Here is a 13,901-nt window from a genome sequence, read left to right as displayed (position 1 = left end):
GTCAGTGCTCCTTGACCAGCTCGGCGTACGGGCCCCCGGCGGCGACCAGGTCCTCGTGCCGGCCGCGTTCGACGACCACCCCGTGGTCGAGGACGACGATCTCGTCGCTGTCGCGGACCGTGCTCAGCCGGTGGGCGATGACGACGCAGGCGCAGCCGCGGCGCCGCAGGTTGTCCATGATGATCTGTTCGGTCCGGGCGTCCAGGGCGCTGGTGACCTCGTCGAGGACCAGGATGCTGGGGCGCCGGACCAGGGCGCGGGCGATCTCCAGCCGCTGCCGCTGCCCGCCGGAGAAGTTACGGCCGTCCTGCTCGACCCGGCTGTGGATGCCGTCGGGGCGGGGGGCGATCACCTCGTCGTAGAGTGCGGCGTCCTGGAGGGCGGTGATCACCGCGTCGTCCGGGATCGACGGGTCCCACAGCGCCACGTTGTCGCGGACCGTGCCCTCGAACAGGAAGATGTCCTGGTCGACGAAGGAGACGGAGGCGGCCAGCGCGCTGCGGGAGAGGTCTTCCAGCCGCTGTCCGTCGATGCGGATGGTGCCTTCCCAGGGGCTGTAGAGGCCGGAGATCAGCCGGGAGACGGTGGACTTGCCGCTGCCGGAGCCGCCGACGAGGGCGACCTGCCGGCCGGGGCCGACGGCCAGGGAGAAGCCGGTCAGCAGCGGTTTGTCCAGCGGGCTGTAGCCGAAGGTGATGTCCTCCAGCGTCACATGGCCCTTGAGCCGGCGGGTGTCGGCCTCCGGTTCGGGGCGCGAGTAGAGGGTGTCGACGGGGAAGCTCTCGACGTCCTTGAGTCGGGCCACGTCGGCGGCGAAGTCCTGGATCCGGCCCGCCACCCCGTTGAGCCGGGTGATGGGCGCGGTGAAGCGGGTGACCAGCGCCTGGAAGGCGACGAGCAGACCGATGGAGATATGGCCCTCGACCGCCCGCAGTCCGCCGATCCACAGGATCAGCGCGCTGTTGAGCGTGGCGAGGGTGGGGGCGACCACGGCCAGCGCGGCGCTCGGCACGCCCAGCCGCTGCTGTTCCTCCAGGGTGGTGGCGTGCTGGCCGGCCCAGCGGCGGAAGTAGCCGTTCTCCCCGCCGGTGGCCTTCATCGTCTCGATGAGCTGGAGGCCGGTGTAGGAGGTGTTGGTCAGCCGTGCGGTGTCGGCGCGCAGCTTCTGGGTGTGGGTGGCCCGCAGCCGGATCACGATCCGCATGGCGACGACATTGAGCAGCGCGATGCCCACGCCGATGACGGTCAGTTGGGGGTCGTAGGTCCACAGCAGGAAGGCGTAGAGGATCACGACGATCCCGTCCACGCCCGCGGCGGCGAGGTCGCGGGCCAGCGTCTCGGCGACCGCGTCGTTGGACTGTAGCCGCTGGACCAGGTCGGCCGGGCTGCGCTGGGCGAAGAAGGTGACCGGGAGTCTGAGCAGATGGCGCAGGAAGCGGGCGCTGGTGAGGGTGGAGGAGATGATGCGGCCGCGCAGCAGATTGGCCTGTTGCAGACCGGTCAGGATCGCGGTGAGCGCGACCATGGCGGCCATCGACGCGAAGAGCGGCCCCAGCAGCGAGGTCTGGTTGCCGATCAGGAACATGTCGATATACGTCCGGCTGAGCGCGGGCACCGCCGCGCCGACCGCAACCAGCAGCAGGCTGGCGAGCAGTGCGGCCAGCAGGGTGCCGGTCGTGCCGCGCATCCGGGCGGGCACGGCGCCAAGGACGCCGGGCTTGCGGCCGCCCTTGCGGAAGGATTCGCCGGGTTCGAGGACCAGGGCGACACCGGTGAAGCTGGTGTCGAAGTCCTCCGTCGCCACGAAGCGGCGGCCCTTGTCGGGGTCGTTGATGTGGACACCGCGGCGGCCCATGCGACGGCCGGTGCCGTCGTAGACGACGTAGTGGTTGAACTCCCAGAACAGGATCGCGGGCGCCTGCACCTCGGCGAGCGCGGCCGGCTCCATCTGCATGCCCTTGGCCTGGAGTCCGTAACTGCGGGCGGCCTTGAGCAGATTGCTGGCGCGCGAACCGTCGCGGGAGACACCGCAGGCGATCCGCAGCTCTTCGAGCGGCACATGCCGTCCGTAGTGGGCCAGCACCATGGCCAGCGAGGCGGCGCCGCATTCCACGGCCTCCATCTGGAGGACGGTGGGGGTGCGGACGGTCTTCGTCTTCTTGGGCTTCGGGGCGGGCGCGGCCCGGCGGGTGCGGCGGGCGCCGGACGCGGGTTCCGAGCGGCGGCGGCCGCGGACCGGCGGCGGCAACTGCTGCTGCGGGGCGGCGGAGTCGTGCGGGGCGGTCACGGCAGCAGCCAATCGATCGGGTGCTGCGCGGCCAGGTGGACGGCGCCACTGGCCGGCGTCATGGAGTCGACGGCGTACGGCGGGCCGTCGGAGGTCGACCAGGCGTAGCCGGATTTGCTGTGCGGGGCGGCGTCGAGCTGTACCAGGACCGCGACGGGCTGGCCGTGCTGCGAGAACTCCTCGCCGAGCTGGCCGCTGCCCAGGTAGGTGCTGATCCGCTGGCGGGACTGGGCGGTCCGGCCGACCGCCTTGACCCGTCCGCGCAGGACGCCGAACTGCTGGGTCGGCACGGACTGGACGGTGAGGTCGACGGACGCGCCGACGGGCACGGTGGCGCCGCTCTCGGCGGGTACGTACAGCGTCGCCGTCAGGGGGTCGTCGGCCCGGGCGACGCGTTCCACGGAGGCCACATCGGCTCCGGTCGTGACGACGGAGCCGATGGTGGCGACCATCGTGGTCAGCCGGCCGGCGGCGAGCGTACGGACGACGGTGGTCCCCTGGGCGGTACGGACCCTCAGGACGGGGGTGTGGGCGGCCACTCGCTTGCCCTCTTCCGCCAGTACGGCGGTGACCTGGCCCGCGACGGGGCTCTGGAGGACGTAGCTGCCCTGGCCGTGGGTGAGGATGCCGGGTGCGTTGAGGGTGGACGACACGGTGCCGGTCACCGCCCATACGGAGGCGGCGATCACGAAGAGGACCGTGACGGTCAGCACGAGCCAGCCCTGGGGGCGGGCGAACCGCACCGGAAGATCGATTTCCTCGGGCGATTGCAGTTTGGAAAGGGCCTGTTGGCGGAACTGCACGACACTCTTCCCTCAACTGCAACGTTCTGGTTCGGACGGGGTGGTGGCCGGTGCCCCGGGGGCCCGGATGGAGTCCGGGCGGACCGGGGCAGCCGGCCCGGCATGTCGGCAAGGAGGGGGCGCCGACCTGCCGTTGTCACCGTTCAAAGCCGGCTGTGCCGCTCAGCGGCACAGAAGGGGCTCAGAGACCGGCGACCAGGCCCGTGGCGGTGCCGACGACGCCCGCGGTGTCGGTGCCGGCGACACCGTCGACCAGGCCGGTGGCGGTGCCGACGGTGCCCGAGACCGGGGCGATGGAGTCAGCAGCGGCGAGCGCGCCGCCGACGAGGCCACCGGACACGTTGTCCAGGTCGCTGTCGGAGATTTCCTGCGTCTGAACCTGGGGGGTGGAGTTCATGATGATTCCCTTCGGATGAATATCTCGAAAAACCCGCGCCCGAACCGTCCGGTGGGTCGGCCCGGTCGCGGCAGCGGCAGTCGGGCTCCCGAAATCGGGAACCGGGGGGTGACTCCCGCAGTGCGAAGGATCAAAGCATGCAGGCACGTTGCACTGCTAATCGGACAGCCGTCGATCCGGGCGAGATCACCCTGTCGAAATACCTGACGTGCACGCCCGTCCATGACTTGGTGGCAGCTTCTTCACATCTCCTCCGGTTTCTTTTCCGGGACCTCGGCAAGCGTCCGTTCGGCGAACTGGACATTCCGCCACCAAACCGCTGAGCCGCAGGTCAGCGTGGGAATGCGACACCACAGAGCGTGTGCCGACTGCACATTCGGTGTGCAGATTCTTTGAAGACCGCCAATTTTTACGGCACCTCGACGCGATACGGACAGACAACTCCGGCACACGCTTCCGAGGGAACCGCGCCGAATGCCGCAAGGGCATTAAGTGCGCCCGATTCGCCCGGAGTTCATGGCCCTTATTGGCGGTGCTGAACGTATGGAATGGACTCATCGGCGCTATCCGTATGTCATTTCTGCGGAAACGGATCAGGAACGGATCGAGTAACCGGACAACGGACATAACCGCATAACGGAGCGCCTTCGGACCCGTCGGTAATGGGCGATTGGCACCACTGCACCGGCAGCCCGGTGGCAGCCGCCCCACGGGTGGGGCACCGTGAGAAGGACGCTGCGGGGCCGCGCCCCGGGAAGGAGCCGTACGTGGAGCCCGTGGAGGCGCTGGAGCGGATCGCCTTCCTGCTGGAGCGGCAGGGGGCGGTGACCTATCGCGTCCAGGCGTTCCGTACGGCCGCGACGGTGATCGGCGCACGGTCCGCCGACGAGCTGCGCACCCGTGCCCGCAGCGGCTCGCTGGCGCGGCTCAAAGGGCTGGGGCCCAAGACCACCCGGGTGATCGAGGAGGCGCTCGCGGGCGCGCGGCCGGAGTATCTGACACACCTTGAGGAGGAGGCGGGCGGCCCGCTGGTCGAGGGGGACCAGGGGCAGCGGCTGCGTCAGGCGCTGCGCGGCGACTGCCATCTGCACTCGGACTGGTCGGACGGCGGCAGTCCGGTCGAGACGATGGCGCGGGCCGCCCGCGACCTCGGCCACACCTGGTGTGTGCTGACCGACCACTCCCCCAGGCTCACCGTCGCCCGCGGACTGACCGCCGAGCGGCTGCGGCAGCAGTTGACGCTGGTGGCGGAGGTGAATGAGCGGCTGGCTCCGTTCCGGCTGCTGACCGGGATCGAGTGCGACATCCTCGACGACGGCTCACTCGACCAGGAGCCGGAGCTGCTGGAGCAGCTCGATGTGGTGGTCGCCTCGGTGCACTCCAAACTGCGGATGGACAAGGGCCCGATGACCCGGCGGCTGCTGGCCGCGGTCCGCAATCCGCTGGTGGACGTGCTCGGTCACTGCACCGGGCGGCAGATCACCGGCAGACCGCGCCCGGAATCGCAGTTCGACGCCGGAGAGGTGTTCGCGGCCTGCGCCGAGCACCACACCGCGGTGGAGATCAACTGCCGGCCCGACCGCTTCGATCCGCCGCGCCGGCTGCTCCGCCTGGCGCTGGAGACCGGGACCCTGTTCTCCATCGACAGCGACGCCCACGCACCGGGCCAACTGGACTGGCAGATCTACGGCTGTGCCCGTGCCGAGGAGTGCGGCGTCCCGCCGGAGCGGGTCATCAACACCTGGACGGAGCGCCAGTTGGCCACCTGGACCCGGACGGGCCGGACCCCGCACCGCTGACCCCGCTCCCGGCCGACGCGGGCACGGTACGCTCGCCTCCTCATGGACACGCGCACGGAGTACGAGATGGTCGCCGTCCCGCAGGGACGGGTGACGCTGTCGGACCGGCGGACGCGGCGCAGTTGGCCGGTCGAGCTCGCGCCCTTTCAGCTCGCACCGTGTCCGGTCACCCAGGAACGGTATGCCCAGGTCACCGGCGAGCGCCCGAGCAGCGCGCAGGGCGACCGGCTCCCCGTCGAGGGCGTCTCGTGGTGGGACGCGGTCCGGTTCTGCAACGCCCTGTCCGCGCAGGAGGGATTGGCGCCCGCGTACCGCCTGGAGACCGAGGCCGAACGGATCGAGTGGGACACCTCCGCCGACGGGTACCGGCTGCCGGCCGAGGCCGAATGGGAGCACGCCTGCCGGGCCGGCACGACGGAGGCGCGGTACGGGCAGCTCGACGACATCGCCTGGCACCGCGGCAACTCGCACGAGCGGATCCACGAGGTCGGCGAACGGCAGCCCAACGCCTGGGGCCTGTCCGACATGCTGGGCAATGTGTGGGAGTGGTGCTGGGACGTCTACGACGCCGAGGTCTACGGCAGCTACCGGGTGCTGCGCGGCGGCGGATGGTTCGACGAGCGCTGGAGCTGCCGGGCCTCGGTGCGGCGCCGCAGCCACCCGACCTTCCGGATCGATGACGTGGGCTTCCGTATCGCGCGTTCCCTCTGACGGGCGGGGCTGCTGCCGCGTCGTCAGGCGGGGTGGGGTGCGGCGGACGGCAGGTCCGGCGCGGTGGCCGGCGTGAGGCGCAGCACCACCACATACGCGACGACCACGGCGACGATCACCAGCGGCATCACCGTCAGACCGCTCTTCCCCAGCAGCAGCGTGGCCAGCAGCACCGACGTCATCGGCAGCCGGAGCATGCCCACACACATCGCGCCGACGCCCATCGCGAAGGCCGCGGTGAGCGACAGACCGGGCAGGTGGGACAGCGCCACACCGCCGGCCGCACCGAGGAACAGCGCGGGGAAGATGGGGCCGCCCCGGAAGGCGCTCAGCGACGCGCAGTACGCCAGGCCCTTGCACAGGAGGAGGAGCAGCAGCGCGCCCACCGTGTAGCCGGAGCTGTCCCGGAACAGCGACCCCAGCGCCGACTGGCCCGAATAGAGCATCTCGGAGGCGGGTTTGCCGGTGGCCGCGGCGAACGCCACCGCCAGGGCGCCCACCACGAGGCCCATCACCATCGTGGCCGGTACCCGGTGCCGGACGACATGCCCCTTCAGGTACCGCGCGAGGCGCCGTACGCCGGTCGCCGCGAAGCCGGCGGCCAGCCCGATGACCAGGGCCCAGCCGAACTCCGGGATCGTGGGCACGGAAGCCGCCGGGATGTCGTGCAGGGTGAGGGAGAACGTACCGAGCCCGGTCCAGTTCCCCAGCCCGGTGAAGATCAGCGCCCCCAGTCCGGACGCCAGCAGGCCGGGCACCAGGACGATTCCCAGCATCGGACCGCCCAGCCCCGACACCTCCATCAGCAGGAACGCGCCCAGCAGCGGGGAGCCGAGCAGGGCACTGATCGCCGCGAAGCTGCCCGCCGCGCCCACCGCGGCGGCGGCCTGGTCCGGCAGGCCCCGCTTCAGCAGCCGTACGGCGCCCACGGCCAGACCGCCGCCGAGGGCGATGAGCGGCGCCTCGGGGCCGAGCACCACGCCGAAGCTGAGGGAGGCCAGGGCCGCGAGGACGACACCGGGGAGCGCGGAGAGCGGGGGCGCGCCGCTGAGCGCCAGCCCGTCGGCCGGCTCATGGCCCCCGCCGCCCATATGACGGACAGTCAGCCCGACCAGGAGACCGGCCACCACCAGCATCGGGACCGGCCACCAGAGCGGCGTCCCGGCGAAGCCCAGCGCCCGCGGCAGGTCGTGGTAGATCAGCGGTTCCAGCTCGTGGACCAGCGCGAGAAAGCCGAACGCGGCGGCGCAGATGGGAAAGCCGATCACCCCGGACACCAGCAGGAGCTTGAGGTATCCGCGGGTGCGCACCAGTGCGTACGGGTCCTGCGGCGCGGTGGTCGGCGCTCCGCCCACCGGGCCGCCCGGGCCGACCGACATGCGCCTCGCCTCCTCGGACCCGGGGCTGCTCCGGCGCCCGCCAGGGCCGCCGCGGTGACGAGCCTGCCATGGCCGGTCCGGGGCGGCACCTCGGGCGCGGCCGGGCGGGGCACGACGCGGGCACGGCGGGTCCGGCGGCCACGGCGGGTCCGGCCCGCCGTCGCGGCAGTTGCCTCACCCCTGCGAGGCCGCCGCCTCCCGGAGGGCGGCGAGCACCGGGCGGAACAGCGGGTGTTCCTCGGCTCCCCGGCGTACCGCGGCGAAGACCCGGCGGGTGGGGGCCACATCATCGACGGGGCGGACCACCACCCCCGTGAGGTCCATGTCGCGCAGCGCCGAGCGGGGGACGAGGGCCACGCCCGCCGCGGCCGAGGCGAGCGCGACGACGGCGCGGAAGTCGTCGGAGGTGTGCTCCAGGCGCGGCTGGAAACCGGCGTATTCGCAGGCCAGGACCACCACGTCATGGCAGGGGTTGCCGGGGTAGGGGCCGATCCAGGGGTCGCCGGCGAGATCGGCCACCGCCAGCCGGTCCGTATCGGCGAGGCGGTGGCCGGGCGGCAGGACCGCGTCGAACGGCTCGGCGTAGAGCGGGACCCGGGTGAGCCGCGGGTCGTCGGCGCCCGGTGCGCCCCGGTATTCGACGGCCACCGCCACATCGACCTGCCGGTCGAGGACCATCAGCAGGCTGGCGTCGCCCTCGGCGTCCTGGACGTGGACCCGGATGCCGGGGTCGGTGCGGGCGAGGGCGGTGAGTGCGGGCGCGACGACCAGGCCGATGCCGGTGGCGAAGGCCGCGACGGTCACCGTGCCCGCCTCGCCCGAGCCGTAGGCGGCGAGCTCGGACTCGGCGCGCTCCAGCTGTGCCAGGACGGCGTTGGCGTGGGTGAGCAGGATGTCGCCCGCGGCGGTCAGCCGGACGCCGCGGGCGCTGCGCTCCACCAGACGGTGGCCGGTCTCCTGTTCCAGGGCGGCCAGCTGCTGGGAGACCGCCGAGGGCGTGAGATAGAGCGCGGCGGCCGCGGCGGTGACCGTGCGGTGGTCGGCCACCGCACGGAGGATGTGCAGCCGTCGTGCTTCGATCATGCTTCCAGTCTCGCAGGAAGCGGCCCGCGGGCGTGTCAGCCCCCGAGCGCGGCCCTCGCACCGATGAAGGCGTCGACCGCGCGGTTGACGTCCTCGGTGGAGTGGGCGGCGGAGAGCTGGACGCGGATCCGCGCCTGGCCCTGCGGGACCACGGGGTAGGAGAAGCCGATGACGTACACGCCGCGCTCCAGCAGCAGCTCCGCCATCCGGGCCGCCTCGGCCGCGTCACCGATCATGACGGGCGCGATGGCGTGGTCGCCGGGGAGGATGTCGAAGCCCTCCTCGGTCATCCGCGAGCGGAACAGCGCGGTGTTGGCGTGCAGCCGCTCGCGCAGGTCACCGGCCGACTCCAGCAGGTCGAGCACCTTCAGCGAGGCGGCCGCGATCACCGGGGCGAGCGAGTTGGAGAAGAGGTACGGGCGCGAGCGCTGGCGCAGCAGGGCGACGATCTCGGCGCGGGCCGCGACATAGCCGCCGGAGGCGCCGCCGAGGGCCTTGCCGAGGGTGCCGGTGATGATGTCGACCCGGTCCATGACCCCGTGCAGCTCAGGGGTGCCGCGGCCGCCGGGGCCGACGAAGCCGACCGCGTGCGAGTCGTCGACCATCACCATGGCGCCGTACTGGTCGGCCAGATCGCAGATCTCCCGCAGCGGCGCCACATAGCCGTCCATGGAGAACACGCCGTCGGTGACGATCAGGGTGCGGCCGGCGCCGCCCGCGGTCGCCTCCTTCAACTGGCGTTCCAGATCGGCCAGATCGCGGTTGGCGTAGCGGAAGCGGCGGGCCTTGCACAGGCGGATGCCGTCGATGATGGACGCGTGGTTGAGGGCGTCGGAGATCACCGCGTCGTCCGGGCCGAGCAGGGTCTCGAAGACACCGCCGTTGGCGTCGAAGCACGAGGAGTAGAGGATGGTGTCCTCCTGGCCCAGGAAGCCGGAGATCCGCTGCTCCAGCTCCTTGTGGACCTCCTGGGTGCCGCAGATGAAGCGGACCGAGGCGAGGCCGTAGCCCCAGCGGTCGAGCGCCTCGTGGGCGGCCGCGACGACCTCGGGGTGGTCGGCGAGACCGAGGTAGTTGTTGGCGCAGAAGTTGAGGACCTCACCGGGGTTGCCGCCGGCGGTGACCGCGACCGTCGCGGACTGCGGGGTGCCGATGACGCGCTCGGGCTTGTGCAGACCGGCGGCGCGGATCTCTTCGAGGGTGCCGCGGAGTTCGTTGCGTACGGAGTCGAGCATGGGTTTCTCCTTGAGGGTGCGGTGGGCGAGTGAGCCGAAGGGGCGCGCCGGTGTCGAGAGGCCGAGCGCGCGCAGGCCCGACGGAGGAGGGCTGAGCACGGTCGGTCTCTCGACACCGGCTCTGGCGCCCCGGAGGCGAACCGAGCCAGAAATTCACACAGTCCAGTCGAGGATGATCTTGCCGCTGCGGCCGCTGGCGGCGTCGTCGAAGGCGGCGTCGAAGTCCTGGTAGGAGTAGCGCCCGGTGATCACGGGCGACAGGTCGAGACCGCCTTCGAGCAGCACGGACATCGCGTACCAGGTCTCGAACATCTCCCGGCCGTAGATGCCCTTGATCGTGATCATGGAGGTGACGATCCGGGACCAGTCGACGGGGAACTGCTCGGACGGCAGGCCGAGCATCGCGATCCGGCCACCGTGCGTCATGTTGGTGATCATGTCGCGCATCGCCTCGGGCCGGCCGGACATCTCCAGTCCGATGTCGAAGCCCTCGCGCAGGCCCAGTTGGCGCTGGCCGTCGGCGATGGTCTGCTCGGCGACGTTGAGGGCGAGGCTGACACCGACCTTGCGGGCCAGCGCGAGGCGCTCCTCGCTGACGTCCGTGATCATGACATTGCGGGCCCCGGCGTGCCGGGCGACGGCCGCGGCCATGATGCCGATCGGGCCCGCGCCGGTGATCAGCACGTCCTCGCCGACCAGCGGGAACGACAGCGCGGTGTGCACGGCGTTGCCGAACGGGTCGAAGACGGCGGCGATGTCGAGGTCCACGGGGACCCGGTGCACCCAGACATTGGTGGCGGGCAGCGCCACGTACTCGGCGAAGGCACCGTCCCGGCCGACGCCGAGGCCGACCGTGGCGCGGCAGAGATGGCGGCGGCCGGCCAGACAGTTGCGGCACTTGCCGCAGACCAGGTGGCCCTCGCCGCTGACCAGGTCACCGGCCTTGATCTCGGCCACGTCGCGGCCGGTCTCCACCACCTCGCCGACGAATTCGTGGCCGATCGTCAGCGGGGCCGCCACGGCCTGCTGGGCCCAGCCGTCCCAGGCCCGGATGTGCAGATCCGTGCCGCAGATGCCGGTGCGCAGCACCTTGATCAGCACATCCCCCGGGCCGATGGCCGGCTCCGGCACGTCCATGAGCCAGAGACCCGGCTCCGTCTTCTCCTTGACCAGTGCCTTCACCGCAGCGGCTCCCGTACGTACGTGACCTGCCGGGGGCCCGCCCCGGCCACCCGATCTTCGTCAGGGAAATCTTCCGTACCTCGGCCGCGCGGTCCATCGAGGTTTTCTTAAGCACGGTCACAGCTGCCCTTTACGCCCCACCGGCACCGGGCTTCCGGCCGCCCGCTGCCGCCGGGACGTGAGGGCGGTCATGCTCCGGCGGAGGCCGGGAGTGTAAACGTTCGCCACCGCAAGCGGCGGAATTCATCACAGCTTGAGTGGCCGTGAGACCGGGGTGCACGGGGCTACGTAGGACTGGGTGAGCACCACACACGGGTGCTGACGCGACGCACCGCGGTCTCCCGTGTGCCCCGTTCCTGTGCGTCCCTGGAGGTCAGTGAATTGAGCCACCGACATGTGAACAAGCGCCTGCGGACCGGCGCCATCGCCACCGCCGGTGTGGCCGCCGTCGCGGCCGCAGCGATCCTGCTGCCCAACGCCAACGCGAGCACGGACAAGCCGGCGGCCCTCAAGACGTTCAGCGCCCACTCCGCCACCCAGCTGGCGACATCCCTGAAGGCGGGCCTCAAGGACAACGGCGCGGGCTGGTACCTGGACAGCTCGAACGGCCACCTGGTCATGAACGTCCTGTCAGAGGACGACGCCCGGAGCGTCCGGGACAAGGGCGCCGTCGCCAAGGTCGTGCACAACAGCATGACCGCGCTGAAGTCGGGTGCGCAGACGCTGCGCGACAACGCCTCGGTGCCCGGCACGGCCTGGTCGATCGACCCGAAGACCAACAAGATCGTGGTGGTCGCCGACAGAACCGTCACCGGCGCAAAGATGGCCACCCTCTCCAAGACCACGAACGGCATGGGCGAGGGCATGGTGACCGTCAAGCGGTCGCAGGGTGAGTTCAAGCGGTACGACGGCGGGGACGCGGGAAGCGCGGCGGGGGGCGCGGCCGGCAGCGCCGCGGGCGGTGCGGGTGGCGCCGGAGACGCCGCGGGGGGTGCCGGAGACGCGGCAGGTGGCGCCGGAGACGCTGCGGGCGGCGCGGGAGACGCGGCAGGTGGTGCCGGAGACGCCGCAGGTGGCGCGGGAGACGCGGCCGGTGGTGCGGGCGACGGCGGTGGTGCCGGAGACGGTGGGCAGGCAGCCGGGCCGATCGGCGGCAGTGCCATCTTCGGCGGCAACGCACGCTGCTCGCTGGGCTTCAACGTCACGGTCAAGGGCGCCCCGGCCTTCCTGACGGCCGGTCACTGCGGCAACGACTCCAAGACCTGGACCGCGGACCAGGGCGGCAGCCAGCCGCTGGGCACGGTGGCCGACTCCAAGTTCCCGAAGACCGACTTCGCGCTGGTCAAGTACGACGACACCGCCGCGAAGCCGCAGAGCGCGGTCGACCTGGGCAATGGCAGCACCCAGGAGATCACCAAGGCCGCGGAGGCCGCCGTCGGCATGAAGGTGCAGCGCTCGGGCAGCACCACCGGTCTGCACGACGGCACCGTCACCGGCCTGGACGCGACGGTCAACTACGGCAACGGCGACATCGTCAACGGCCTCATACAGACCGACGTCTGCGCGGAGCCCGGCGACAGCGGCGGCGCGATGTTCTCCGACGACTCGGCGGTCGGGCTGACCTCCGGCGGCAGCGGCGACTGCACCGCGGGCGGTGAGACCTTCTTCCAGCCGGTCACCGACGCCCTCAAGGCCACCGGCGCGGAGATCGGCGCCGGTGGCGGCGACGCCGGTGCGGGAGGCGGCGACGACGGCGCGGCCGGCGGCAACGGCGCGGGCGGCGGCAAGGGCGGCGGCAACGCCGCAAGCGGCGGCGCGGGAAACGCCGGTGCCGGCAACGCGGGGGCCGGCAACGCCGGTGCGGGAGCGGGCGACCCGGGTGCGGGCGCCGAGGACCCCGGTACCGGCGCACAGGACCCCGGAGCGGGTGCCCAGGACCCCGGCGCGGGCGGCGGTGACGCCCTGAACTGACCGACGGGAACCAACTGCGCGACCGGCCCCGCCTCCTTCCACGACGAAGGAGAGCGGGGCCGGTGAGCGTGACGAGCCCTGAGTGCGGCGGAACCATAGCGACCGCCCTCGGAGCGGAAGGGCCGCTGACGGGGGCGGAGGGGCGGAGGGCCAGGACCGGTGGCAGTTCGGAGCCCGTCGGCGTCAGGTCGAAGTGACCGTGAACAGCCCCCCGTCGGGGTCGCGGATGACTGCCTGGCAGCCCTCGCCGTCCGCGGTCGGCGTGACGGGGGTGACGGTTCCGCCGGCGGCCACCGCGGTGGCCGTCACCTTCTCGATCTCGCGGACCGGGAAGTGGACGTGCCAGCGGGGGCGCACCCGCGGGTCCGGGGCGGATTCGACGCCACCGCCGTGCAGGCTGGCGACGGCGTGCGTCCCGTCGCTGACGATCACCTGGTCGTGTTCGTAGGTCACATCGCAGCCGCCCGGCTCCCCGGTGGCCCAGCCGAGGACCTCGGCGTAGAAGATGGCGGCGGCGAAGGCGTCACGGGTGCGCAGTTCGAGCGAGGCGGGAGCGTTGCCCCGGCCGACCGACCAGGCCAGGGTCTGGCCCTCCCAGAAGCCGAAGGTGGCGCCGTCGGGGTCGGCGGCGAGGGCGGCGCGTCCGGGGCCGAGCTTGAGCGGGCCGACGGCGACGGTCGCCCCGCGCTCGCGGATTCTGTCGGCGGTCTCGTCGGCGTTCTCCACCGCGAAATAAGAGGTCCAGGCCACCGCGACCTGGAAACTCTGGGCAAGGGCACCGATGCCGGCGACCGGCTGGCCGCCGGCCAGCGCGATGCAGAACTCCTCACCGAGGCTGGCCGGGCGGAACCGCCATCCCAGGACCGCGGAGTAGAACTGCTGCGCCGCCTCCAGGTCGCGGGCCATCAGGCTGACCCAGCACGGAGCGCCGCGTACCGCGGGGACGGGCCCATGGGCCGACATGACATCTGCCTCCTGTTGCTCAGCGCCCCTTCCCACTCTGCCAGCGACGGAGCGGGGCCGCACCAAGGGCGCGTCCCCCTGCGGCAGCGCG

At 72.0% G+C, this 13,901-nt stretch carries 12 protein-coding genes; 4 read left to right on the top strand and 8 right to left on the bottom strand.

The features are described from left to right. Position 1: 1 nt before the first annotated feature. The 3 genes from AC3EUV_RS03035 to AC3EUV_RS03025 form a co-directional block, all read right to left on the bottom strand. Positions 2 to 2,287: an NHLP family bacteriocin export ABC transporter peptidase/permease/ATPase subunit gene (locus AC3EUV_RS03035; RefSeq protein WP_435602084.1), complete on the bottom strand. Its 2,286-nt coding sequence runs from the start codon at positions 2,285 to 2,287 to the stop codon at positions 2 to 4. Continuing rightward, on the bottom strand, positions 2,284 to 3,090 hold the full coding sequence (locus tag AC3EUV_RS03030; protein ID WP_432142625.1) for an HlyD family efflux transporter periplasmic adaptor subunit: 807 nt from the start codon (positions 3,088 to 3,090) through the stop codon (positions 2,284 to 2,286). The genes AC3EUV_RS03035 and AC3EUV_RS03030 overlap by 4 nt, the downstream gene beginning before the upstream one ends. A 181-nt stretch (positions 3,091 to 3,271) precedes the next feature. Continuing rightward, the gene (locus tag AC3EUV_RS03025; protein WP_432142624.1) at positions 3,272 to 3,487 is read right to left on the bottom strand and encodes a type A2 lantipeptide; all 216 of its coding nucleotides are present in this window, start codon (positions 3,485 to 3,487) and stop codon (positions 3,272 to 3,274) included. 137 nt (positions 3,488 to 3,624) lie between these two features. Here AC3EUV_RS03025 and AC3EUV_RS03020 point away from each other — a divergent pair, with 137 nt between their 5' ends. The 3 genes from AC3EUV_RS03020 (at position 3,625) to AC3EUV_RS03010 (ending at position 5,997) form a co-directional block, all read left to right on the top strand. Further along, entirely contained in the window at positions 3,625 to 3,810 is a 186-nt protein-coding gene (locus AC3EUV_RS03020; protein WP_435602083.1) for a hypothetical protein, read from the top strand. Positions 3,811 to 4,254: 444 nt separating this feature from the next. After that, entirely contained in the window at positions 4,255 to 5,286 is a 1,032-nt protein-coding gene (locus AC3EUV_RS03015) for a PHP domain-containing protein (RefSeq protein ID WP_435602082.1), read from the top strand. A gap of 42 nt (positions 5,287 to 5,328) precedes the next feature. Next, a complete protein-coding gene (locus AC3EUV_RS03010) occupies positions 5,329 to 5,997 on the top strand; it encodes a formylglycine-generating enzyme family protein (protein ID WP_435602081.1) in 669 nt (222 codons plus the stop codon). Positions 5,998 to 6,020: 23 nt separating this feature from the next. Here AC3EUV_RS03010 and AC3EUV_RS03005 read toward each other — a convergent pair whose 3' ends face one another. From AC3EUV_RS03005 to tdh, 4 genes are all read right to left on the bottom strand, one after another. Further along, entirely contained in the window at positions 6,021 to 7,376 is a 1,356-nt protein-coding gene (locus AC3EUV_RS03005; RefSeq protein WP_435602080.1) for a chloride channel protein, read from the bottom strand. A 174-nt stretch (positions 7,377 to 7,550) separates the two neighbouring features. Further along, positions 7,551 to 8,459, bottom strand: a complete 909-nt coding sequence (locus AC3EUV_RS03000) for a LysR family transcriptional regulator (protein ID WP_386686135.1) — start codon at positions 8,457 to 8,459, stop codon at positions 7,551 to 7,553. A gap of 35 nt (positions 8,460 to 8,494) precedes the next feature. Further along, positions 8,495 to 9,694, bottom strand: coding sequence for a glycine C-acetyltransferase (locus AC3EUV_RS02995; protein WP_432142725.1), 1,200 nt, complete (start codon positions 9,692 to 9,694; stop codon positions 8,495 to 8,497). 153 nt (positions 9,695 to 9,847) lie between these two features. Next, entirely contained in the window at positions 9,848 to 10,876 is a 1,029-nt protein-coding gene (tdh, locus tag AC3EUV_RS02990) for an L-threonine 3-dehydrogenase (protein WP_432142618.1), read from the bottom strand. A gap of 396 nt (positions 10,877 to 11,272) precedes the next feature. Between tdh and AC3EUV_RS02985 the strand changes: the two genes are divergently transcribed. Beyond that, entirely contained in the window at positions 11,273 to 12,847 is a 1,575-nt protein-coding gene (locus AC3EUV_RS02985; protein ID WP_435602079.1) for a S1 family peptidase, read from the top strand. Between the two features lie 183 nt (positions 12,848 to 13,030). Here the strand turns inward: AC3EUV_RS02985 and AC3EUV_RS02980 are convergent, their stop codons facing one another. Then, on the bottom strand, positions 13,031 to 13,810 hold the full coding sequence (locus AC3EUV_RS02980; RefSeq protein WP_432142616.1) for a VOC family protein: 780 nt from the start codon (positions 13,808 to 13,810) through the stop codon (positions 13,031 to 13,033). Between the last annotated feature and the right edge of the window lie 91 nt (positions 13,811 to 13,901).

This window comes from Streptomyces sp. bgisy130 (genome assembly GCF_057708345.1).
The sequence above is the reverse complement of the archived record's forward strand: the minus strand, read 5'-3'. Positions and strand labels throughout refer to the sequence as shown.

Bases quoted from the DNA above. Each gene is read 5' to 3' on its own strand.
- AC3EUV_RS03020 (WP_435602083.1), top strand. From the start codon at position 3,625: ATGCAGGCACGTTGCACTGCTAATCGGACAGCCGTCGATCCGGGCGAG.
- AC3EUV_RS02980 (WP_432142616.1), bottom strand. From the start codon at position 13,810: ATGTCGGCCCATGGGCCCGTCCCCGCGGTACGCGGCGCTCCGTGCTGG.
- AC3EUV_RS02995 (WP_432142725.1), bottom strand. From the start codon at position 9,694: ATGCTCGACTCCGTACGCAACGAACTCCGCGGCACCCTCGAAGAGATC.
- AC3EUV_RS03000 (WP_386686135.1), bottom strand. From the start codon at position 8,459: ATGATCGAAGCACGACGGCTGCACATCCTCCGTGCGGTGGCCGACCAC.
- AC3EUV_RS03025 (WP_432142624.1), bottom strand. From the start codon at position 3,487: ATGAACTCCACCCCCCAGGTTCAGACGCAGGAAATCTCCGACAGCGAC.
- AC3EUV_RS03010 (WP_435602081.1), top strand. From the start codon at position 5,329: ATGGACACGCGCACGGAGTACGAGATGGTCGCCGTCCCGCAGGGACGG.
- AC3EUV_RS03005 (WP_435602080.1), bottom strand. From the start codon at position 7,376: ATGTCGGTCGGCCCGGGCGGCCCGGTGGGCGGAGCGCCGACCACCGCG.